The sequence below is a fragment of the Jujubicoccus corallicola genome, assembly GCF_047345645.1.
In the GTDB taxonomy this organism is placed as follows: Bacteria; Pseudomonadota; Alphaproteobacteria; order Rhodobacterales; family Rhodobacteraceae; genus JBLEFH01.
In genome coordinates, this window is the sequence record NZ_JBLEFH010000011.1 from 45,476 (window position 1) to 66,657 (window position 21,182).

Here is a 21,182-nt window from a genome sequence, read left to right on the forward strand (position 1 = left end):
GTAATTCTTTCACAACCGCTTATATGCGTTACGTCGCATATGCGTAGATTTTTTTATTCAAATGTTATGAAGTCCACAGTCTCCAGCCCGCGTTTTTTTTAATATGGGCGCAAGCCGCAAGACGTTTCTGCGGTGTTCCAAACCCATATTTACTGGAGATTTAAAGTGTTACCTTCCAATGCAATTCGTTTGGCGCTGCCGATCGCTCTGATCGGTCTCGCGCAATCCATGCCTTCGTTCGCGCAGGATAGCCCATTTGCGGGCGGTGCGCGGACCGAGACCGCCTCGCGCGCGTTGCAATTCGGCGATCCGAGTTATAGCGCGAGTGATGTGGTCCTCGGAGCGGACGAGGTGTCCGCCGCCGCTTCCGAAGGAGATGATGGCGATTCTGGGCTGGCGCAGGATCTGAGTCGCGCGCTTTCTGACCAGCTACCAGAGGGCGTCTCGCTTATCGCTGGCGAGGCGGATCTGAAAGCGCTGTCCTTGGGGCAGCGCGAGGCCTCTGTCTCGCCGATCCAATCCGAAGAGATGGACACCGAACAGGCCGCCGAAATGGGCGAGACCATGGATCGTGCGCAAGCCGAGAACCTTGGCGCGGAAGCGCAGCCAAGCCCGCAGACCAAGCTGGTCGTGCACTTCCCGGTGGCGATGGAAAATATCCCCGTGTCGAAATACGCGGATGTCACGGCCTTCGTCGGTCAGGATGGTCGCGTGGATGTGGTTCGTCAGCGTAACTTGCCAAATTCGCTCGACGCTGCGACCGCGTCCGTTGCGCCGGATGCAGCCGTGGAGGCCGCGATCAGCGATGCCGGGGGCTGGGCCGCCGAGGCGGAGACCGACGGCCCGACGCTTGAAGTCTGGGTCAGCCCGGAAGGCGAGGGCCGTCTGAGCTATCGAATCGAATTCACCGATAACGGTGAGGAGCCACAGGCGCGCCGCTACTGGGTCGCGGCGAATGGCGATGCGGAGGTGATTTATTGGGAAAGCATGATCCATCACCAGCATGGTGGACACGCGCGCGGGACCGTTTGGGATGGGCCCGGCGTGGCAAGTGGTGACACCAATGTCGAGCCGCTCGGCGCGATGACCGTCAGCCGCGCCTTGATTGGCCGTGGAAATACGACAACGACGGATCAGAACGGCTTCTACGCCTTCACGACCGGGTCGGGCCGAACCACGGTGAAAAGCTCACTTTCGGGGCCACATTCCGAGATTGAGACCATGGCTGGCACGCTCCTGTCGCGCGATGCGACGGGCGATACGAGCGTTGATCTCGACATGAACTTCAATGCCGGGGCGATTGAGGATCTGGCTCAGACGACCGCGTTCTTCTGGACCAACCGCGCCTATGATCTGGCGAAAGAGATTCTTGATCCCGGCGATCTGCCGAAATTGCCGACCATCGTGAACCGTCCGGGCCAGTGCAACGCCTTCTGGAATGGCAGTTCGATCAATTTCTACCGCGCGGGTGGCAATTGTCCGAACATGGCCTACGACAGCGTCGTGCTGCATGAGTATGGCCACGGGGTGGACGCGCGCAAAGGCGGGATCATCAATGGCGGCTATTCGGAAGGGTTCGGCGATGCGATGTCGATCATCGGGACACGTAAATCCTGTGTCGGCGCAGATTTCTATGGTCCCGGAACCTGTCTTCGGGACGCCAAGGATCTGATCATGTGGCCGTTTAGCCCGGGCGAGGGTGTGCACACGCAAGGGCGCCGCTATGCGGGCTTTGTGTGGGAACTGACGCAGCAGCTCAAAAACACCTATGCCGAGGACACAGCCTTTGAACTCAGCGCGCAGCTCGTCATGGGCGCGGCCAATGCCAACCCTTCGGATATTCCCGACGCGGTGCGCTTGAGCTTCATCATCGACGATGATGATGGCGATCTGACGAACGGCACGCCGCATTTCAAACAGCTCGCCGCCGCCGCGGATTCGCGCAACCTGCCGCGTCCTGCCGACCCCATCGTGGGTAGCGGCAAGATGGGCTTCGCCTGGGCGCATGATCCGACGAGTGCCAGCTACACGCCATCTGTCACCTATGCACATAACTCCTCGGGCGGCGCGATTACCGCAACCCGTTCGGGGCCGGGGAGCTACAGCATCATATTCCGAGGCTTGGGCGGCAATGGCCGGGCCGGGGGCAATGTGCAGGTCACAGGTTACGGCTCATCGCGAAATGACTGCAAGGTCTCAAGCTGGAGCTCCTACGGCGCGGATTTCAGCGCTGCGGTGCGCTGTATCTCGCCAAGCGGCGCGCTGGTGGATGATCGCTACACGATCCTCGTTACCTGGCCCTGATCGCGGTGATTGACCCGAAACTCTCACCTGGATCCCGGCAAACATGCCGGGGTCCAGCTCCGATATAAAGGACGCAGATCATGTTCTATTCCCCATTTTTTCAAACCTTTACCGCCGCCACTCTGTTTTGGGCGGGCATGGCAAGTGCCCAAGACGGTGCGCTTTGGATTGTGACGGATGACGATGCCGCGCAATCTTTTGTCTCCTCGCTCGTGGGCGATGGTGAGCCGTCAGCGGAGGCAGGTTTTGCCGTCACTGAAACCGTCAATGGCCTGAGCATCGCGCGGCTTGATCCGTCGCTTGAGAGCCCGTTTCACACACTGATCCACGACGAATTCAACCGCTGTGGCGGATATACGGTGCATGAGTCGCTGGAGGCCGCGCGCGCTGAAGCTGAGAATCCATTTTACGACGCCGAGTATTTGGGCCGTAGCAATGTGGTTAACCCGGTCATCGACCAAGGTCCCGCAGTCTCCGCGGCGCTGGCGGAAATCGACCCGGCGGCCATCGTTTCGACCATTCAGATGCTCGAAGCGAAAGGCACACGCCATTATCTCTCCGCGACGGGTGAACAGGCGGCGGAGGATGTCCGGGCGCTCTGGGCGTCGCTTGGGGCGGGGCGCTCTGATGTCAGTGTTGCGCGCTACCCGCATCCGGGCTGGCCGCAAGATTCTGTCATTGCGACCATTCGCGGCAACGAGGCGCACGACGAGATCGTCGTGATCGGCGGGCATCTCGACTCGATCAACCCATCCAATCTGAGTGATGCGCCCGGCGCGGATGACGACGCCTCTGGCGTCGCGGTTGTCACCGAAGTGCTGCGCGCGCTGATCGAGTCAGACTTTAAACCGCGCCGGACTCTGCAGTTTATGGCTTACGCGGCAGAAGAAGTCGGGTTACGCGGCTCGCGCGCCATCGCCGAAGCCTATGCGAATGACCCGCGAAAAGAGGTGATCGCGGCGTTGCAGATGGACATGACCGGCTATCAGGGCTCCAGCGAGGATCTCTATTTCATCACTGACTATGTATCGGCCGATCTCACGGATTTTCTGAAAGCGCTGGTCCAGACCTATAATGGCCCCGGCCCGCATGAAATTACCTATGGCGAGACCTCCTGCGGCTATGCCTGCTCCGATCACGCGGCATGGACGGGTGAGGGTATTCCCGCGGCGTTTCCTTTTGAAGCGTTGTTTAACGATTTCAACCCGGCGATCCATTCCAGCAACGACACGCTCACCCAAATAGACGGTACCGGCGCGAAGCAGGCGAAATTCGCGAAGCTTGGCGTCGAATTTATGATCGAGGTCGCAAAATCCGCCGGAACCGCATTGCCTGAGGTCGGGCGGCGCATGGGCTTTGCTTGGGCCGATCAGCCGAGTTCAGCGCTCTACACGCCGAGCGCCACCTATGCCTACAACGGCGCAGGCGGTGCGATCACCGCAAGCCGCAGCGGGCCGGGCGTCTATACAATGCATTTCGCCGGGCTTGGCGGCAACGGCGTCGCAGGCGCGCATATTCAGGTGAGTGGATATGGCGCCTCGCGCGATGATTGCAAAATCGCCGGATGGTCATCCAATGGAAGCGATTTGGTTGCCAGCGTGCGCTGTGTTTCCCCCAGCGGCATACCCGTTGATGCGCGCTACAGCATCTACGCGACATGGCCCTGAAACCTCCGCCCTCACACAGCATTTTGAGTGAGGGCGCGGGCATCGCCATGCTAAGCTTGCATCAAACAATTATGGAACGAGAACAATGCTGCGTATTTACGCTTTTCTGGCCGGAGTTGTGTTGGGAGGTGCTGCCATGACGTGTGAGATGACGCTAAAGGCACCTTTGACGGTCACAACCGCTCAAGAGGGCTTCGCAGGAGTCACTGGCACGATTTATAAAGTGCAGCCCGACGGGCAGTATGAGGTCGCCGACTTTGTCGGTGAGCAGGAGGATCCACCGCGCGCGCAGGGCCAGCTTTCCGAAGAGGACATGCAGCGACTGGCGGAGGTGCTTGATGCTGATTTGGCGACTGGCACCGAAGAGGCACCGCCCATCAACCAGAGCTTCATTGTAGTTGATTACGGGTCGCAAAGCTGGACAGTATCGCTCGCGCCCGGTGCTGCGGTGGAGGAGTGCGACGATGAAAGCGAAGCGGGTTGCGATGTTCAAGGCGTCGCATCAGCACTCCGCGGGATGATTGAAAATAAAAATTAGATCTCCTAAAGGCCAAATTTCCTGTCATCTTAGATGAGTTTTCTTGATCATCTTTCGCGACAGACTGATACAATTTTATTTTCGATAATCGCGAGCGTTGGTTAACAGAAGTCATTGCTGCGAAATCGGCTGGCGACGCCTCAGCTTGACATAGCCGCAGCCAGCAACCTGCCAACGCCGTCATTTTGAATGTTGTTGTGTGCTGCTGTTTTTCCATCAATTTTCTTAACGACATTATCGGCAAGGTAATTATTCACTCGCCCCGCAACGGGAAGGCGCTTGGAATTGGTAGGGAAATCAGGATGGGCAATTGCATTCACGAATTGCGCGCCGTTTGCACCCATTGCGCCATAACGGTCATCCGCGTCGCCGAACTCTGACGCACCATCGCCTGAGAATCTGGAGGCAAATGGATACAGAATTTTACATGCTAAGTCGTTATGGGTGTGGGTGATTGCAATGGCTCCTTGGACTCGTCGGTTTTGAAGCGCATTTGCAAACGCGCCCTTTCCGGACGGCGAATTGTTGGCCAAGCCGTAATGTGAGTATGCGGCTTGTAGGAGCGTCAGGCTTTGGAGCTTCAAGGTGCTCGTAGCCGCCGCGCTGGCTGTGACCAGTCGAGCCCCGAAGCTATGCCCAGCTAAATGAACTCGGATATCTTGCAGAAAGTTTTGTCTATCGAGATGGCGGCCAAGAGAGATGCCGATATCACCTGATCGCCGTTTCATCGCATAGTAGCTGAAATTGTTTAAGAACCTTGCAAGGCTTGCCGTGAGACCAAGAAAAACTCGAGCAATTGCATCTAAGTCTGATGCTCCGCCTTCGTTAGTTATCATGGGGCTACGGCAGACATGCAGCAATACTCTCGGATCCCGTGTAATTTCATTCGCGATAAGTTCTATTTCATCGTTGAGTTGAGGGTCGCTTTCAGTGGAGAGCTCACGCAGGTGTTCGGCTAAACCGTCCGCAAGCGCCTTTAAATTACCTTGGTCCGTACCGTCTTTTTCGACCTGTCGAAATAAATTGCGGAGGCTTTTATTTTCCTCGCCCGGTAAAGATTGACGAAGGATTTTTTCGAATGTTTCTGTGTCGAGGTCTTGATGCCCGCCGCTAGGGGGCGCGTCGGTAGCGCCTGCGAAGGCATCGCGGATAGCCTCGCCGTCGAAATCGACTGGAAACGCCAAGGCGGGCCAAGAAACACCTGCCAAAACAAAGGTTTTATCTTTGGGAATATAACCCTTCGTGTGACGCCACACTTCGCTGTAAATTCTGGCAGCCTGCTTTTTGGTGGTTTTCCATCCGTGAGAAATGATCAGTAGATCGGTCGCTTGGGATTTCTGGATGGCTTTGTGCAACGCTCTCAAAGATTCTTGTACATCGAGCAGTTGGTGTCTCTTGTCAAAATTCAGCCAAACGAATGGTGCATCATCGATCTTGGGCATTGATCTTATTCTCCCTAAATGGACTGCATGGCACGCATCAGGTCAGCGAGACCGGCACCTTGAAAATCGTGGACACGGCCTAAGTCGGTTGCGCTTTCCATGAGGATACTCTTGACCCTTTCGGGCTGTCCTATGAATTCGCGACGTACCGACAGAAGCGCTGCGATCATTCCTGACACATGAGGCGCGGCCATACTCGTCCCTGAGCGCTCTTTGAAACTCGCGATGCGCTTGGTTTTTCCTGGATCGCAGGAGACGATCCGCTCACCTGGCGCGAGTAAGTCGGGCTTCAACCTCCCGTCTATTGTCGGTCCTTTGGCTGAGAAATACGAGACGCCGTACTCATGGGGGCGATCGCGATGCGTGGAACCCACAGTAATCGCAAGTTCGGCGTTGCCTGGATCACCTATAGTCGAGGTGCTGGCGCTCGAATGGATGGCTCCGCCCTCACCAGAGATATATCCAAAGCCCGCATTCCCAGCTGAAATCACCACGACAACCCCAGAACGGACCAAGCGATTTACTTCTTTGCAAACTGGGCTGTGGCCCGCTGCGAACCACGTTTCTTGAAAGTCATAACTTAAGCTGAGGTTCAGTCCATGTATCCGTATATTTCGACCATACTCATTGATGCGCTGTATGTAACCGATAGCGGACATAACGCTACTAATGCCGTTTTTGTCACGTGGATGCTTCAAAACTTTTAGGCTGATAATTCTTGTCCACGGCGCAATGCCTTGAATAATATCTGGAGCTTTTGTTCGCGAGACCTCTTCGGATTTAACGCCGTCAGCACTCACGTCATAGATTATTTCAATTTGGTCAATCAGCGGATTGCCGTTTTCGTCCTTGGCGTTGCAGTCCGTTTCACCGGCGATGATGCCGGCGACATGTGTGCCGTGGCCATGGATGTCGATGAGCGCCGTGTCACCGGACGTTTCTTCGCTCTCATCTTTTTTTTCGGTAAAGTCACAATGCGTTAATCCGGGTGGAGGTTCGAGAGTTTTGTATCTCCGAAAATGAGGATGTGTTGCATCAATTCCAGTATCGGCAACCGCCCACACTATACCCTCACCCTGAGCGCCGAATGCGATGCGTGCTGCGTCGCATTTTATCGTTTTATAGGACCTGTAAACATCAATCTGAAAAGGCTGATCCAGCCATATCTTGTAAATGGGGCCGTTACGGTCCTGTCGGCAGTTCTTGGCGATGCGCTTAATGGAGCTTCTTGATAGGCTTCCGAAGAGATAGCCTTCTGTGAAAGAAGAGCTCACAAGATTTAGAACGTCTCTTTTGCCGAAGCTGATATCCTTGTACGGGCCCTGCAGATCAGCAAGTGTAAGCAGCTCAGCTACGAAGCCAAGTTTTTGGTCTGGGATATTGGTTGCGTTGATGAGATAGCTTGCAACCAGCGCCGCGCGTGCAGTACGCGCTCCGCCGGGAAAGTTGTTGTTCATCTCTATCATAACGGCGAAGCCGCCCTTAGGTGATTTGCGTGGTTTCGTTTGCGTCATCGCCTCATACAAGTCGCGGGCAACGCAACTATGACGCAAGATGAAATTGGGGTCGGGGATGCTGACCGGTTCTTTGCTCTGCATATTACGTATCCCTACCGATTAAATAATCTCTGACGCGATCTGGTGCGAGCGTAAAAAGAGATTTGCGATTATTTTCGAGTGCATAGTTAAACGTCTTTGTTTACGGGGGCGCTAGGCGCTTGCGTGTCGTAGCTTTTTTCTTCGGCACTCGCGGTCAGCCTAAGACTGGCGTCTTGCCTCAAAATATTCAGATCTCTAACGCTCCCTTTACCGTCCGCTTCAGCTTTCAAGATGCCGTAGCCCGTTTTTGCGAGACCATCTAAAAATGGTGCGATAACTGTTCTGCGCTGTTCGGATGACACACCTTGGAATGCATCTGTTTCGAAGTCGGTGATCAAGTGTCGATAGGATTCTTTTTCATCAGTTGAATTTTGCCAATAAACGTCATGAATATTGGTCATCATGTCCTCAATAGATGGGAGTATGCTCAGCGCGCGGCGAATCCGGTGATTTTTGAAACCCAATTGATCTTTTGAGGAAAATTCCGAAACCAGCATGTCGCCTGCTTCCCGCCCAAGATCTTGGAGTTCTTCGATAGTTTGCTCGTCCATGTTGAAGTTTAGTCCGCCTGTGCCGCTTTCCAACCTGATCTCAACGATACGTTCTGCATAGCCTGGCAAATGGGATTGCAGGGTGTCTCGCCAGTCTTTTGCTGTATTGAAAATCGCAAATAGAAAATCGCTGATGCTTTTGATTGAACCCGTGCGGAGTCGTTGTATGTCTTCAAATGTCTTCGGCAGGTAGACGTTCGTTTTTCCATGAATTCTTTCATCAAATGTGGTTAGCTTGATTCCAAATGTTGGTCGCCGCGGCAGGGGGGAGTCAAAGAAATGAACAGGGAAATTCGAACTGATGCCACCGTCCGAAAATAGCAGACGCGTCATCGGTGCAGCGTCCTCGGAGCTTAATTTTGCGTCTACATCTTCGCGCCAGATCGGCACTGCGCTGATGAGGCCTGGGAAGCTAAGACTCATCCGCGCCAAAAGGATGACAGGGAATTTGTCGCCACCTGGCAAAGCATAAAGGTCTTCAGGATCAGCTTGGTGCAGGACTTGTCTCTTATTTTGGTCTGCACAAAGATACTCCACGAGCGGATCTTGGAAAAGGCGCTGCATTTCGGACCGGCATACAAAAAACTCACCGTCTCTGAGCGGCAAGCGATAAGGACGTTGTGTCGACAGGTCTGTCGTCATTGTCGCGAGCGTAATGCCAGAGGCTTTTAAATCTCCCACTGTGAGCGGCGTGGAACTATCGCGGCCCGCGATCATCTGAATTTTTGTAAACATCCAGTCGGTTAAAGCGGGCTCGCCGCTTTGATGGCCCGGCTGCGTCTTCCCAGAACAGAGACCGAAATCAGCTGCGGGAAGTCTTTCAGAAAAGACCTTTCTTAGCTCTGCGCCGATCGCGAATGCAATGAAGGCGAGAGCTGCTGCTAAGAAGAAGAGCACGAAGCCCCAAGCACCATGATAGGCCGAAAAGCCAGCAGGTATTAGTCCCAATAGAGCAGCTTTTATCGTCTCAAACTTATATGTTTTAAGAAACACGCCGATTGACAGACCGACACCTTTAGCGAAAGTTTCTTGGACGATTGCGAATGGTTTGGATAGCTCTGGCGATGGTTGAAACATATGTTCAAGGTTCCGGCTAAGCTCTTCCGCAATGTCGTCTATCTGATTAAATCCTATGTCGCCTCCGCCATTCTGCCGTCGATACTCAGCGGCAGACGCAATCGCTGCGGCGATGGCTCCCGCGGAAGTGCCGCCGATGCCTCTAAGGCGATATCGCTCCTTGATCCGCGTAATCGCGTAGGGGTAAACGACGCCGGAAGTGACGCCCCCCTTCATAATGAGATCACACTCGTGCAGTTCGGATGCTTCGGACATAATTTTTGCCCCGAATTAATAGAATTTTGATTTTATATTATTTACATTACCATAATTTATTGAAAAATACACTGGGTTAGTGTGGTTCATAAATAATATTTTCTTATGAATATCAATCATTTATTCCTGAGACGACGCGTTTCTGGCAGCGCAGCAGGAATATCCCGACATGAAAAAAGATTTCAGGATCTGCGATTGTCGTGAAGCAACGGGAAATCTTGTGATCACCTGAAAACTCCATCCGACGCTTTCTGAAGATTAAGCATGCTAGCAACTACGCTGTATTCAAGCGGGTGCGCACAAGTATTGCTAGTCGACGAAAGACTTTATAGTTGCTGCCACCTGGACGTAAGTAAGCTCGTTAATAGTTTCCCTCCGTCAAGCGGTCCAAGATGGCCACCATTCCGAACGCTTTGACGGGAGGGGCCCGTGGGCTCAATTTTGCATCTTCGACTTTTTGGAACCTGCGCGATGTGGCTGGAAGGTCAGCGCGCGGTTGAGATCCGAGGGGCGAAGCATCGGGCGCTTTTTGCGTTGCTGGCCACCGCGCCTATGGGGCGACGGAGCCGGGTTTTTCTGCAAAATATGCTGTGGGGTGCGCGCGAATATGACAGCGGGCATCAAAACCTGCGGCGGGCGCTGAGCGATCTGCGCAAGCAGCTTGGCGACGACTTTGACGACATCCTGACAAGCGACAATGAGCATCTTCAGCTTCGGCTGGAGAATTGCGTTCTTGTGCCGAGTGAGGGCGCGTTTTTGCAGGATCTCAACATCAGGATACCAGGGTTTGCTGCGTGGCTTGAGAAGATGCGCCGTGAGCCGGAGCAGCTCGCCGCGCTCGGGCGGCTCGCGTCTGAACCACGCGGCGATGCGCCTCGGATCACGGCTTTGTCTTTCCACAATGGCAAAGGGCTCGATGAGCTTGGCGACTGGATCGCCGAGGAGCTGTGCCGCGATCTTGCGCGAAGTGGCAAGCTCACGGTGATCTCGCCGCTCTCGTCGCGTCAGGCCGCCGGCGATATGGTGAATCTCAAAGATGTGCGCACGCGCCTCGGCGTTGATTTTCTGCTCGCGGGATCGGTGCGGTCTTTGCTGGGCGAAACGCGCGTGGATATCGACTTCATCGATATGGTGTCCGGCGCGATCATCTGGTCCCGCACGATGCGGTTTCAAGGGCGTCCGACGCTGGACCAGATTGCGCAAGGGCTGGGGCTTATATCCCATGCTGTGTTGCGGTCGATGCCGGCGCGCGCGGGAGGCTCGGTTCGATCCGTTCACGGGCAAACGCGACTGATCTCCGCGCGACACCCTCTCGCCAGCGGCTTCTGAGCAGGCCCAATTCCCCACCTCCTATTGTTGAAACACGATCTTCGTCGGTCGTCCACTGTCTCACGTCTTTCTCCTTGATGCCATGCAGCACAAACAGAAACGGCGCCCCAAGAAAGGGACGCCGATCCGCGTTTTCGAGATGGCTTCAGACAAAGATGATGTCGTTGTTCTCGATATAGAAAACACCATCGAGATGGATATCGTGATTGTTGAAAGTGATCACCGTATCCCACTGACTGCCCGCGCTGTCCCAAGTGACCGACTGCGAGAAATCATTGGCATCATCCACCCCGGAGCTTTTCCAGATGCGCAGCTTGTCCGTGCCTTCCACAAAGTCATAGATGCGGTCGTCATCGCCGCTGTTGAAGCGGTAGAACTCGAACTGATCGGCGCCTGACCCCCCGAGCATCCGGTCGTCACCGAGACCGTCGTAGATCCGGTCATTGCCACTGCCGCCGTTCAAATAGTCGTTGCCGGTATATCCGTTGAGGTAGTCATCGCCACTTCCGCCATAGACGTTGTCATTGCCGGCATTTCCGTAGAGATAGTCGTTGTCGGCCATGCCAGAGACGTAGTCGTCTCCGTCGCCGCCGGTCAAACTATCCGCACCATTATAGCCATAAAGTTTATCATCGCCCTTGCCGCCATTCACGTAGTCGTTGCCGCTAAAGGCATAGACAGTGTCGTTGCCGTCATTGGTGTAGATGACATTGCGATCATCCGTCCCGCGGATCGTGTCGCCGCCGCTGCCAGACCGGACATTCTCGAAATTCACGAAGCTTTCGCCTGTGTAGTTGGTTGTCCCGGTAGAAAGGTTGATCTGGTAGGCGAAGCTCCAATGCGTTGTGTCGAGCATGTCGATGCCAGCACCGCCATCGAGCAGTTCATTCGAACCGTTGGCTGAATAGATGGTGTCATTGCCATCTTGGCCATAATATTTGCCCAAGCCGCTCGAATGGATCGTATCATTGCCCGCGCCGCCATAGGCGGTATCTGTGCCGCCGCCGCCATAGATGGCGTCGTTATCATTTCCGCCGCTGAGATAGTCGTTGCCGCTGCCTCCATGCAGGTAATCATTTCCATCATGGCCGTAGAGCCGGTCGTTATCCGCATGTCCGTAAAGCCGGTCTGCGCCGTCGGAGCCAGAAAGGGTATCATTCCCGGTCGAGCCTGACAGATAATCGTCGCCGGCACTGCCGTAGAGATAGTCATTCCCGCCGTAGCCATAGATCCGGTCGTTGCCGTCTCCGCCGTTGACATAGTCGTTTCCACCATAGGCATAGACCGTGTCGTCGCCGCCATTGGTGTAGATGACATTGCGCTCTTCGGTGCCGCGAATGGTGTCGTTGCCATTGCCGCTGCGGACATTCTCGAAATTGACAAAGCTCTCGCCTGTGTAATTGGTCATGCCTGTCTTGAGGTTGATCTCATAAGCGGCGTTCCAATGGGTTGTGTCGAGCATGTCGATGCCGTCCCCACCGTCGAGCGTCTCATCCGTGCCGGATGCGGCATGGATCGTGTCATTGTCGTCCTGTCCGTAATATGTCCCGGCACCACTCGAATGGATCACGTCATTGCCGCTCCCGCCATAGGCAAGGTTTTTACCACTGTGCCCGTAGAGCGTGTCGTTCCCGTCTCCTGCTGAAAGGATGTCATCGCCATTGCCGCCATTGAGATAGTCGTTGCCATCGTGGCCGTAGAGGCTATCATTGCCGTCACCGCCATAGAGCGTGTCGTTCCCGTTTCCTCCGGAAAGATAGTCGTTGCCGGTATGTCCAATGAGACGGTCATCGCCGTCTGCACCCACGAGCGTGTCATTTCCCGCGTGACCGTAAAGACGGTCATTCCCGGCGCCGCCATTCACGTAATCATTCCCGCCATAAGCGTAGACCACGTCATTGCCGCCATTGGTGTAGATAACATTGCGATCATTTGTGCCTCGGATCGTGTCATCGCCGTTGCCGGAACGCAGGTTCTCGAAATTCACAAAACTTTCGCCCGTGTAATTGGTTGCGCCAGTGGCAAGGTTGATCTGATAGGCGGCGTTCCAATGCGTTGTGTCGAGCATATCCACGCCGTTTCCGCCGTCGAGAAGCTCAGTCGAACCGGCGGCGGCAAAGATCGTGTCATTGCCGTCCTGGCCGTAATACCGACCGTAACCACTCGAATAAATCACGTCATTGCCGGTCCCGCCATAAGCGATATTGGTCCCGCTATTGCCGTAGATGATGTCACGCCCGCCGTTTCCGTAGAGATAATCATTGCCGCTCCCGCCATAGAGGCGATCGTTCCCGGTGCCGCCAAAAAGTCGATCATTTCCGGTCCCGCCATAGAGCCAATCCGCGCCAGCCAGACCATAAAGGCGGTCATGTCCGCCGCGGCCTTCTATCCGGTCGGCTGCGGCCGTACCCGTCAGTATGTTGTTCAAGCTGTTTCCGTAAATATTCGCCATTTTCCCGTCCTTCCAAATTTCTAGGTTTTCGCCCCGTTCTCTTGCCCGCGTCAGCGCTGACATATGGGGATGACGTCAAAATAGCGGTTGGCGGCAGGGCACCGTGCGTGAAAACGGTGTGAATATGGTATGAGAGGCATATTACACTTACGGGATGTGGGCTGGCGGGACGGGTAGATTTAGGTGGCTCCCGCTTTATCGGCAGCCAAAATTCCGGTACGCTTTAGCTTATGCGAAGCAGTCGGGATCAATGCTTTCGTATGAAGGGCATTCAGTGTCGAGCAAGTTTCTCAGCACTCACTAAGCGATGTGGCGTTCGCTTGAGTGGATCGCTTATCGTATCACAGTGCGAAACGCGGAGCGCGAAATATACCTAAAGTATTAAAAGTATTTAATAAATTAATACAATTATAAATATTTATATTTTAGGCAAAATCAACGAGATAATTTAAAGTTTACATAAGATAATTGGCGTATTGCCATATGAAAATTAAATATTAGTACACTTATTTCTTGACCATCGAGGTCCCGGTTTGCCACTGCCTCCGTGGGCGCTAGGTCTTGGGTGGGAACTCTACGTTGCAATAAGCATCACATTTACTTCGTTTAACCAACTGAAATGGTGATGATTATTCGGTATAAAACCGCGAAAGATGTTTGGCTGAAATACCTTCGAATTTTATTCGATTTATTAGTAGGTATGGAGAACGCAATGGCTGGAACTTACAAAAACGGTATCTACAGCTACGAGTACCATAGCGCCATTTCGGGTCGGTTCTTGATTGATCGCGACGACAACAATCAGGAATCCAGGGGCGATGGCAACGTCGTGAACGCCTCGGTGCAGCTTTGGGGTAAGATTGGTGCAAGCTGGGTCAAGGTGAGGGAAACCACGACCGACGCGAACGGTCATTACAGCTTCACCGACTTGCCGGACGATCCCGATTACCGTGTCCGTTTCATCAACAAAACGGGTATGGATTTCGCAAAATCAGATGTGGGCGACTATCACAGCACAGCGACATCAACCAGAAGGTGGGCCGCTTTGATGGGCAGGTGAACAACATCACCATCCGCGGCGGCAACAGGGTCGCGGATGTGCATGCGGGGTTGAAGGCGTCGGACATGGAGAAACTCTCCAAACCCGTTCTCTTCGCCAGCAATGGCGCGGAGGCGCATATCGCGCCGAAAGTGCAGAATTTTACGGCGCATGAGAATGACCAGCTGGTTCGCACGCTCTCCAAGGACCTGATCGTCAACGGATCTTTCGACGCTCATGCCAATGCCAGAAAGCTCGGTTATTGGCGGTATGAGAAGGGCATCCACGGTTGGAGCACCGCGGCCAACGGTAAAGAGGTGATGATCCACACCCGCAATTACGAAACCGGCAACCGCAACGGCAATGCGATTGTCGAGTTGGATCATCGTGCGGGTCAGGTCGAGGGCATCAAGCAGGTCGCGAATGTGCCCGAGGCTGGCACCTATCAGATCTCTTTCGACTACGGGATGCGCGACACGAAGGGCAAGCATTGGTATTCCGATGCCTATAGCAACGCGGTCGCCGTGCGGATCGACGGTAAACTGGTGCATCTCGCGGGGGACGGCGTCTACTGCTGTGATCCCTGAAAACGTCCTCGTTTATGGATAGAGTTTTCCGTTAGATTTTCCCTTGGCTGGGAGAGGAGCGGATGGCGATGAAAGCATCCAAATTCACGGACGCGCAGAAGGCGTTCATTATCAAGCAAAGCGAAGAAGGAACACCTGTTGCTGAGATTTGCCGGAAGGCTGGGATCAGCCAGGCGACATACTTCAATTGGAAGAAGAAGTATGCTGGGATGTTGCCGCCTGACATGAAGAATCTGCGTGAGTTGGAAGACGAGAACAGGCGGCTGAAGAAGATCGTAGCAGACTTGTCGTTGGACAAGGAGATGCTTCAGGACGTCATCAAGCGAAAGCTCTGAGGCCTGCTCGCAAAAGAGCGCTGGTTGATGAGATCAGAACCGACTGGCGCGTGTCGATCCGGAGGGCCTGTGGTCTTATCCGGTTCGATCCGCGGACATACCGGTACAAGTTTCGTCGGCGCGACCAGGCCGCGTTGGAACAGCGGATCAAGGGGATTTGTGAGACACGTGTTCGGTTTGGCTATCGGCGCGTCCATGTGCTTCTGCGCCGGGAGGGTTGGGAGATTAATGCGAAGAAGACGTATCGTGTTTACAAGGAGTTGGGTATGCAACTCAGGAACAAGACCCCGAAACGGCGTGTGAAGGCAAAGCTTCGCGAAGACCGCAATGAAGCCGTGAATCCGAATGATGTTTGGGCAATGGACTTCGTGCATGATCAGCTTGCCACAGGTCGCAAGATACGCATTCTGACGGTCGTCGACACATTCTCCCGCTACGTTCCTGTGCTGGATGCCCGGTTCAGCTACAAAGGCGAAGACGTCGTTTCGACCTTGGATCGAATCTGCCGTCAGACCGGTTATCCCAAGACGATCAGAGTTGATAATGGCAGCGAATTTGTCTCTCGGGACATGGATCTTTGGGCCTACCAGCGGGGTGTCACCACGCTGGACTTCTCAAGGCCGGGAAAGCCAACTGACAATGCCTACATCGAGGCGTTCAACAGCAAACTCCGATCCGAATGCCTGAACGCACATTGGTTCATGGGCCTTGAAGATACGGCCGAAAAGTTGGAGGCTTGGCGTAGAGACTACAACGAAGAAAGACCGCACAGCGCCATTGGGAACAAGGTTCCAGCAGCGCTCATGAAATTGCCAGACGCATCCAGCCCGTCTGTGTGATCAAAGGGCGGAAAATCTAGCCCCGAGCGGGGACACTTCCGGTAGCACAGCAATACCATCGGAAGCTACTACCCGTGGACGTCCGACAAGTGGGTGCAGTCCGCCAAGGTCACCGCCGCTGGCAGCTACACCTACGACCTCGCCCTCCTCGGTATCGCCAGCCTCGGACTAGTGCGACGGAAAGAAGCCGCGTAAGAGCAAACCCATTGAGCAGACGAAAAGGCCGCCAGTTTGGCGGTCTCTTTTCTGTGATATATTTTGCCGTTTTCCCGATGAATGAGCGCTGAGTTTAAGTGGCGCCTTTCGCAAAAAGTGAGCGCCTTCGCACAGCGCAATAACTAACTCTTATGACGCAGCCGTGCAGCGAACAGCGCTTTCTGGGCCGATTATAGTTCTTATCTCATCGACCTTGAGCCAAGCTTTTTTCTTGCTTCGCATCGTATGGCCCCGCCAAGCAAGCCGGCTGAAATCTCGCAAAGTTTAGGTTCCATACCCTATGACAGTTCATACACTCAAAACTCACACCAAGTAATAACGCTGCAATCACGCTTCATTCACGTCGCGAATGTATATAGGTGAAGCTTTTATTTCAGTGAAACCGATTCAAATAGGGCTTGGATAAGATGGAAAGCAAAGAAAATTTCGACACATTTAGCAAGAAGGCGGGTCTCTACGTCACTAAGGCCTCCGTCTGGTTTGTTGTTCTGTTATTTGGTCTAACGGTAGCGCAATTGGCTATATGGTACTTTATACAGTTCCAAATGGGTAAGTATACCTCGTCTGTGTTTGCTAATTCATGCCAGGATACCGAATGCGCAATTATTGCACTTGAAGCCATTGTGCAACAAACGCGCGGTGTTCGGGCGCTGGATCTGGTGGCGTCGCGTCACGTCATAACGCTCGTGGCGATCACGGTGTCACTTGCTGTTAGCGTTCTCGGAGCTGTACTCATCTTTGACCGCATTGAAACGGCAACAAGTGGGAGCGTGAATGTTCTGAGAAAAAAGGAGGGTGGTTCAGAGGCTAACGAAGATTCAGATAGCGTTCCGGAGAACAAATCTGGACGGGGAACGGTCGAGATTACGCCCACGCGGTTTTACATAGAATCTAGCTTTCCGGGTTTGATGATGTGTGGATTGGCAACATTTATCATTTTCGCAGCACTTAACTATTCTCACAAAACTGCAAACACTCAACTCATCCGAGATGTCCCGGTCTTTCTCTCTGATAAAAATCATTGCCGGAATATTGTCGGGCGCGTGGCGGGGATCACATCTGAGAATTCAGGTGGTAGTCAAAGTGACCTGACCCTTAAGAACGAAGACGAATTCAAACGTCTTTTCCAGCGCTGCGTTTTAACCGAGATGAGCATTATCCCTTCGGCATTTTCTGTTGATCGAGACGGAGATCTACCAGCCAACGAAGCGATCTTCGGGGAGGGGGAATAACAAATGCGATTAATTCTTATAATAAGTCTGATGCTTATCTACGCGTTTCCTTCGTGGGCGCTTAATGCCGAGGACTCGAGAACATGGATATCTCAATGTCTCGTCAAAGAGAGCGAGGGATATTCTTCGCTCGCATGCCAAGGCTTCCGCGCGGGCGTCGATTTTCAATTGCCCATGGTCTATGATCTCGACATACTCCCAGATATTTATAGCGCAGTATTTTCTACCAACAATCCGCAGCGGGATAGTCCGCAATGATTCAGTTTTTCGGAGATCAAGCAGCTCGAATGTATCTTCAATCAATAAACAGATATGAGCCCAGTCGCCCAATTTTCAGCGATAGGGCTCATTCTCGTACTACTAACGCTCACCGACGTCTGATTTTTTTAAACGCTTCGCCATCTGGTTGGTAAATACCTTGGCCAATCCGTGCCTGAGCGTACTCGGCAACCTCTCCTGTCCACGCTTTGCTATCACGTCCGCCATGCGGCGTGCCGAGCCAGTCATCTCGTTTCACATGACCAGGGCGCATTTGTGTGTCTTGGTTGACGAGCGTCTCCGGGAGAACAACCGAGCCATCTTTCGCCAACATCTCGCGGAGTTCTTTGCGAGCATCTTTACCCCTCGCCATAAGCTCACCGATTTTCCGAGCAAGAAGAGGTGCGGCCGCTGACGTGCCAGAAATTACGCCGCCACGCCCACCGATATTTCCCGCCGCCTTTAAGCCGGGCAATGCGGAGGAGCTCTCAGACGGTGCCGCAATGACGAGTTGTGAGGCCGCGCGACGGGCATCTGTAACCGACGGATCGTAAGAAGCGGAATAGGGTGCAACACGACCATCTGACAGGCGCCAACCTGCGGCTATCACCGATTCTGTAGCGGTAACTTTTGCCGATGCGGTGAAAGCACGCTGCTCGTATTCTTCTTGTCGGTTGGGGTATCTGAATCTCGGGAAAGCCGTGCTTGCGGGAAAGCCAACCGGATCGTCGTCACGTTGTAGCCAGCCGTCGAACTGGGTCTCGTCGTCTGCCATAACTTTTAATACCCATAAGCCCGATGGTGCGGTGGGCGCGCCTCCCCCCCGGCTCGCCGTTGCCGCGAGCATCAGTGAGACCCGGTGCCGGTCCATATCGACACCGAAGGCTGGATTGTTCTCAAAGGCAACGCGACCAATCACGCCTTTTTCAGGTAATGCAAGGTCGCTGTGTTCACCCAAAGAGAGCTTTATCTCCTCCTCCTCCGGCCAACGTAATCCACCGGGCCCCTCCAGCGTAAACGCGACCTCTTTGCTTCTGTATTCGGGTGGCCAGTCAAACCAAACTTCGAGAAAACTCGGTTTGGTTCGCGATGGCGGAATTTCTACAGCAAAGCTGGCCACGGTGCCACTTTGTCGCCAGCTACGCCGTTCCAAGTGGCTATTTCCAATTGGAAGAACGAGTTCAGTCGGCGCTGTTTTCCGGCGATCCACCAATTGCTGGTTAATCACTTGCTCAATAAAACTCGAGCCGTCATGAGGACCAGCAGTCATTCCGTAGCTAAAATTAATAACTAGCGGTCGGGACCCGCCGCCCATTTTCTTTGCTGTGTCGATAATGAAGTGCAGTGCGTTTGAAATAAAGAAGCCGAGGGCGAGACCTGCCGAGTCCCAGAAAACACGGGCAGGAAGTTGGACGCCGATGATGGGTATCTCGTCTGATGTGACATCCCCTAAGATCTTTCGGTCTGGATCATAACCCGAAAAGAGATCCAACACGGCCCCCCCATGTGAGGCACTTATCGCTCCCGTCGGTTGACCCGTTTCTCGCCTCACGTCATGTCCGAAGCTACGACGAATATCTGCGGCATCTTGCTGGAGAATGTCGTTGATTTCATGACGATACCAAACTCTTCCCATTCGGTAGTCATAGGTTTCCGGCCCAGCTGGTCCATCCTGATGCCAAATTGCCGCAAAGCGCGTTTTGCCATCAGATTGCCTTAGGCGGTGGTGTATCGGCAGGATCGTATCATCGATCACCGCATGGATGACTTTCGCGGATGATAGCGTTTTGGATAAATCGGATGGCATTGTTGCTGGCTCGATATTCGAAGATGGGACTTCGCGCTCGGTGAGCGGCAAGGGGACAATCAGTAAACCCTCCGGGCGTGTTTCGACCTGCTCGCCGCCAACAATATCAGTTTGTGCACTCATTTGTATAAAGGCTTGAGGCTCGGTCGGCACTCGGAAGGCTTGCAATTCCTTTGGGTTAAAGAGGTAAAGAGCACGATCTTCCGTCTCCACGACCGGAGCCACAGGCACCTCTTTATCCGACGTTCTTGGCGTCAGAATGCCGAAATACTCTACTGCGATGCTGCTTTGCACTTGAGTATATGAGCGTTTTCGAGGGATGAGATAGCGGCCGCCTGCAGTGGGGTTGAGCATCCATGTTGCAATGGCGTCCCTAGAAATGATTGGATCACGCATCACGCACCCCCTTTCGACTTAAGTCTCCACTCGGAAGTGGCTTTGTTCCAAAGAATCGGCAGATAGTCTGCGGCATCAACTGCAACTGGATCCTTATCTTCCGGCGATTTGGAGGCATCAGCTTTAGTCTTTTCGGTGTTCGCTGACCCAGCAGTGTCAGCCTCGTAACTGCCTGCCGGGAAAGTGAACTCAATAGGTTTATCAAGCCGTTCTGTGCCCATAATATCGTTCACATTCAAGCTCATGGCATAAACTTCTAATGGAGCGTTTTTGCTGTGAGTGTGTTTTGCGACTGCGGCGAAGAGTTCGCCAAGCTGGGCGCCAATATGCGCACCGACGATACAATCAATCGGGTAGTGAACGCCTGCAACCACCCGGTTCTCTGTAATCCGCGCGGCTTGTTGGCGCAGTGCGTGTCGGATGGTGGCGACACGTTCCTCCTGTGCGGTGTGCAGAAGATGTGGCACCATATGTGCAACCACATAGGCTTCCACAGCATGAGCCGCGGGAAAAGAAGGATGCCCAGGTGTCGGGATCATTGGGTTTACCAGGCCGTTCATTTCGTCGGGGCGAAACAGGCGAAAATACTGTTTAAATCGCATCGCAACGCTTGCTGCGAGATTTTGTGACAGAGAGATCAGCTCCAAGGTGTATTTATGTCGCTCTGGATGTAGGCCAAGGATCGTCCCGAAATAGGGTGTCGGGAAGCCAAGTTGGGTGTGAATTTCGTTGAAGCGGTCGTTCCGCATGGAGGCATAGTCCATCACCACCTGAAGCTGATGTTTCATCTTGTCATTAAAAGAATCTGCGGTATTCCATACGATGGATATCAGTTTTTCCTTGCCGCCTACGTCAAGCCTAATGGGGAGATCTTTTCCGCCTTTTCGGCTTTTCCCATTTACTCTGAACATGCCTAGAAGCTCGTCCATGACCACGACATGACGTACCCACGGCGATGAGTTGAGAAAAGTCGCTTCCTGCTGCTCTTTTGAGTCGTCTGGCGGGTCAACATCATGAATCTTGTCCCACCACTGATAAGAAATATCCTGATGTGCCGTCATGATCCCCGCGGATAGGCCGGCCGAATAAGGTGTCACGCCGCCATAGACGGGCATTCCCATCTCCATGCCAGATGTTAAGGCTGCGGCGGTTCCGCCTGTTCCGCCGGTGCCACCCGTACCTCCGGTTCCTCCCGTGCCTCCGGTTCCGCCCGTTCCTCCAAGATAGCTAAGATAAGACATCGTAATATTCCCTTCATGA

14 protein-coding genes are annotated in these 21,182 nt (G+C 53.8%); 8 read left to right on the top strand and 6 right to left on the bottom strand.

Going from position 1 to position 21,182, the window contains the following annotated elements; all coding sequences use genetic code 11:
- Nucleotides 1–228: 228 nt before the first annotated feature.
- The 3 genes from ACMA5I_RS15190 (at nucleotide 229) to ACMA5I_RS15200 (ending at nucleotide 4,509) form a co-directional block, all read left to right on the top strand.
- Nucleotides 229–2,304: a hypothetical protein gene (locus tag ACMA5I_RS15190; protein WP_525887129.1), complete on the top strand. Its 2,076-nt coding sequence runs from the start codon at nucleotides 229–231 to the stop codon at nucleotides 2,302–2,304.
- A 137-nt stretch (nucleotides 2,305–2,441) separates the two neighbouring features.
- Nucleotides 2,442–3,971, top strand: coding sequence for a M20/M25/M40 family metallo-hydrolase (locus tag ACMA5I_RS15195; protein ID WP_525887130.1), 1,530 nt, complete (start codon nucleotides 2,442–2,444; stop codon nucleotides 3,969–3,971).
- Nucleotides 3,972–4,056: 85 nt separating this feature from the next.
- Nucleotides 4,057–4,509: a hypothetical protein gene (locus ACMA5I_RS15200; RefSeq protein ID WP_525887131.1), complete on the top strand. Its 453-nt coding sequence runs from the start codon at nucleotides 4,057–4,059 to the stop codon at nucleotides 4,507–4,509.
- Between the two features lie 140 nt (nucleotides 4,510–4,649).
- Here the strand turns inward: ACMA5I_RS15200 and ACMA5I_RS15205 are convergent, their stop codons facing one another.
- The 3 genes from ACMA5I_RS15205 to ACMA5I_RS15215 form a co-directional block, all read right to left on the bottom strand.
- Complete coding sequence (locus ACMA5I_RS15205; RefSeq protein WP_525887132.1) at nucleotides 4,650–5,951, bottom strand: hypothetical protein; 1,302 nt, start codon at nucleotides 5,949–5,951, stop codon at nucleotides 4,650–4,652.
- A gap of 14 nt (nucleotides 5,952–5,965) precedes the next feature.
- Complete coding sequence (locus ACMA5I_RS15210) at nucleotides 5,966–7,549, bottom strand: S8 family peptidase (protein ID WP_525887133.1); 1,584 nt, start codon at nucleotides 7,547–7,549, stop codon at nucleotides 5,966–5,968.
- An 86-nt stretch (nucleotides 7,550–7,635) separates the two neighbouring features.
- Nucleotides 7,636–9,432: a patatin-like phospholipase domain-containing protein gene (locus tag ACMA5I_RS15215; protein ID WP_525887134.1), complete on the bottom strand. Its 1,797-nt coding sequence runs from the start codon at nucleotides 9,430–9,432 to the stop codon at nucleotides 7,636–7,638.
- Between the two features lie 585 nt (nucleotides 9,433–10,017).
- On the opposite strand from ACMA5I_RS15215, the gene ACMA5I_RS15220 reads away from it, so the two are divergent.
- Nucleotides 10,018–10,761 carry a hypothetical protein gene (locus ACMA5I_RS15220; RefSeq protein WP_525887135.1) on the top strand — a complete coding sequence of 248 codons (744 nt, stop codon included), beginning with the start codon at nucleotides 10,018–10,020 and terminating at the stop codon, nucleotides 10,759–10,761.
- Between the two features lie 145 nt (nucleotides 10,762–10,906).
- Here ACMA5I_RS15220 and ACMA5I_RS15225 read toward each other — a convergent pair whose 3' ends face one another.
- Nucleotides 10,907–13,213 (bottom strand): calcium-binding protein, encoded by a 2,307-nt coding sequence (locus ACMA5I_RS15225; RefSeq protein WP_525887136.1) that lies wholly within the window; start codon nucleotides 13,211–13,213, stop codon nucleotides 10,907–10,909.
- Nucleotides 13,214–13,925: 712 nt separating this feature from the next.
- Between ACMA5I_RS15225 and ACMA5I_RS15230 the strand changes: the two genes are divergently transcribed.
- The 4 genes from ACMA5I_RS15230 (at nucleotide 13,926) to ACMA5I_RS15245 (ending at nucleotide 17,461) form a co-directional block, all read left to right on the top strand.
- Nucleotides 13,926–14,273: an SdrD B-like domain-containing protein gene (locus ACMA5I_RS15230; protein ID WP_525887137.1), complete on the top strand. Its 348-nt coding sequence runs from the start codon at nucleotides 13,926–13,928 to the stop codon at nucleotides 14,271–14,273.
- A complete protein-coding gene (locus tag ACMA5I_RS15235; RefSeq protein ID WP_525887138.1) occupies nucleotides 14,249–14,839 on the top strand; it encodes a hypothetical protein in 591 nt (196 codons plus the stop codon). The genes ACMA5I_RS15230 and ACMA5I_RS15235 overlap by 25 nt, the downstream gene beginning before the upstream one ends.
- A 68-nt stretch (nucleotides 14,840–14,907) precedes the next feature.
- Nucleotides 14,908–16,013, top strand: a protein-coding gene (locus ACMA5I_RS15240) for an IS3 family transposase (protein WP_525887165.1) whose coding sequence is annotated in 2 segments (ribosomal slippage) — nucleotides 14,908–15,169 and nucleotides 15,169–16,013 — 1,107 coding nt in all. Because the reading frame shifts where the segments join, the coding sequence is not laid out codon by codon here.
- 623 nt (nucleotides 16,014–16,636) lie between these two features.
- Nucleotides 16,637–17,461, top strand: coding sequence for a hypothetical protein (locus ACMA5I_RS15245; protein ID WP_525887139.1), 825 nt, complete (start codon nucleotides 16,637–16,639; stop codon nucleotides 17,459–17,461).
- A gap of 367 nt (nucleotides 17,462–17,828) precedes the next feature.
- On the opposite strand, the gene ACMA5I_RS15250 is transcribed toward ACMA5I_RS15245, so the two are convergent.
- Nucleotides 17,829–19,922 carry a S8/S53 family peptidase gene (locus tag ACMA5I_RS15250; RefSeq protein WP_525887140.1) on the bottom strand — a complete coding sequence of 698 codons (2,094 nt, stop codon included), beginning with the start codon at nucleotides 19,920–19,922 and terminating at the stop codon, nucleotides 17,829–17,831.
- The gene (locus ACMA5I_RS15255; RefSeq protein ID WP_525887141.1) at nucleotides 19,922–21,163 is read right to left on the bottom strand and encodes a phosphatase PAP2 family protein; all 1,242 of its coding nucleotides are present in this window, start codon (nucleotides 21,161–21,163) and stop codon (nucleotides 19,922–19,924) included. The genes ACMA5I_RS15250 and ACMA5I_RS15255 overlap by 1 nt, the downstream gene beginning before the upstream one ends.
- Between the last annotated feature and the right edge of the window lie 19 nt (nucleotides 21,164–21,182).

Coding starts and splice junctions, on each gene's coding strand:
- ACMA5I_RS15230 (WP_525887137.1), top strand. CDS start 13,926: ATGGCTGGAACTTACAAAAACGGTATCTACAGCTACGAGTACCATAGC.
- ACMA5I_RS15200 (WP_525887131.1), top strand. CDS start 4,057: ATGCTGCGTATTTACGCTTTTCTGGCCGGAGTTGTGTTGGGAGGTGCT.
- ACMA5I_RS15245 (WP_525887139.1), top strand. CDS start 16,637: ATGGAAAGCAAAGAAAATTTCGACACATTTAGCAAGAAGGCGGGTCTC.
- ACMA5I_RS15195 (WP_525887130.1), top strand. CDS start 2,442: ATGGCAAGTGCCCAAGACGGTGCGCTTTGGATTGTGACGGATGACGAT.
- ACMA5I_RS15255 (WP_525887141.1), bottom strand. CDS start 21,163: ATGTCTTATCTTAGCTATCTTGGAGGAACGGGCGGAACCGGAGGCACG.
- ACMA5I_RS15220 (WP_525887135.1), top strand. CDS start 10,018: ATGCTGTGGGGTGCGCGCGAATATGACAGCGGGCATCAAAACCTGCGG.
- ACMA5I_RS15215 (WP_525887134.1), bottom strand. CDS start 9,432: ATGTCCGAAGCATCCGAACTGCACGAGTGTGATCTCATTATGAAGGGG.
- ACMA5I_RS15250 (WP_525887140.1), bottom strand. CDS start 19,922: ATGCGTGATCCAATCATTTCTAGGGACGCCATTGCAACATGGATGCTC.
- ACMA5I_RS15190 (WP_525887129.1), top strand. CDS start 229: ATGCCTTCGTTCGCGCAGGATAGCCCATTTGCGGGCGGTGCGCGGACC.
- ACMA5I_RS15225 (WP_525887136.1), bottom strand. CDS start 13,213: ATGGCGAATATTTACGGAAACAGCTTGAACAACATACTGACGGGTACG.
- ACMA5I_RS15210 (WP_525887133.1), bottom strand. CDS start 7,549: ATGCAGAGCAAAGAACCGGTCAGCATCCCCGACCCCAATTTCATCTTG.
- ACMA5I_RS15205 (WP_525887132.1), bottom strand. CDS start 5,951: ATGCCCAAGATCGATGATGCACCATTCGTTTGGCTGAATTTTGACAAG.